Origin of the sequence: Thauera phenylacetica B4P (assembly GCF_000310225.1) — a bacterium.
In the GTDB taxonomy this organism is placed as follows: domain Bacteria; phylum Pseudomonadota; class Gammaproteobacteria; order Burkholderiales; family Rhodocyclaceae; genus Thauera; species Thauera phenylacetica.
Window position 1 is genome coordinate 1 of the sequence record NZ_AMXF01000532.1, and the last position, 819, is coordinate 819.

Consider the following 819-nt stretch of genomic DNA (forward strand, 5'->3'; position numbering starts at 1 on the left):
CGCTGGGCGAGGGCCGCGGCGCCGACGTCGACGCCATCCGCGCGGCGGTGGCGCTGGTGCGGCGCGGCGCCCTGCTGTGGCTGGGGCTCACCGCGGCACTCGGCCTCGCGACCACACTGATGGGAGGCGGCGGTGCTTGAGCACGGCGGCCGCCTGCGCCGCGCCGCGGAGCACTGCGGCATCGCGCTCACCGACTGGGTGGACCTGTCCACCGGGATCAGCCCGTGGGCCTATCCGGTGCCGCCGGTGCCGGAGGCGGTGTGGCAGCGCCTGCCCGAGGACGACGACGGCCTGGACGCGGCCGCCGCGCGCTACTACGGCAGCGCCGAGCTGCTCGCGGTGGCGGGCTCGCAGCCGGCGATCCAGGCCCTGCCGGCGGTCCTGCCCGGCGCGCACATCCGCGTGCTGGCGCCCGGCTACGCCGAGCACGCCCACGCCTGGCGCGAGCGCCGGCCACGCTTGGTCGACGCGGCGGCGGTCGAGGGTGCACTCGACGACAGCGACGTGCTGGTGCTGGTGCAGCCCAACAACCCGACCGGCGTGCATTTCGAGCGTGATCGCCTGCTCGACTGGCACGCCCGACTCGCCCGCCGTGGCGGCTGGCTGGTGGTGGACGAGGCCTTCGCCGACACCACGCCGGCGCACAGCCTGGCGCCGCTCGCCGGCCGACCCGGCCTGGTGGTGCTGCGCTCGCTCGGCAAGTTCTTCGGCCTGGCGGGCGCGCGCGTCGGCTTCGTGTTCGCGCCCGTCGAGGTGCGCCGCGCGCTCGCCGAGCGCCTCGGACCGTGGACGCTGGCCGGCCCGGCGCGCTGGGCGGCG

At 77.7% G+C, this 819-nt stretch carries 1 protein-coding gene; it reads left to right on the forward strand.

Features of this window, described 5'->3' with window-relative positions:
• Positions 1–132: 132 nt before the first annotated feature.
• On the forward strand, positions 133–819 hold a 687-nt coding region (locus C667_RS23505), incomplete at its 3' end, for an aminotransferase class I/II-fold pyridoxal phosphate-dependent enzyme (protein ID WP_004391106.1).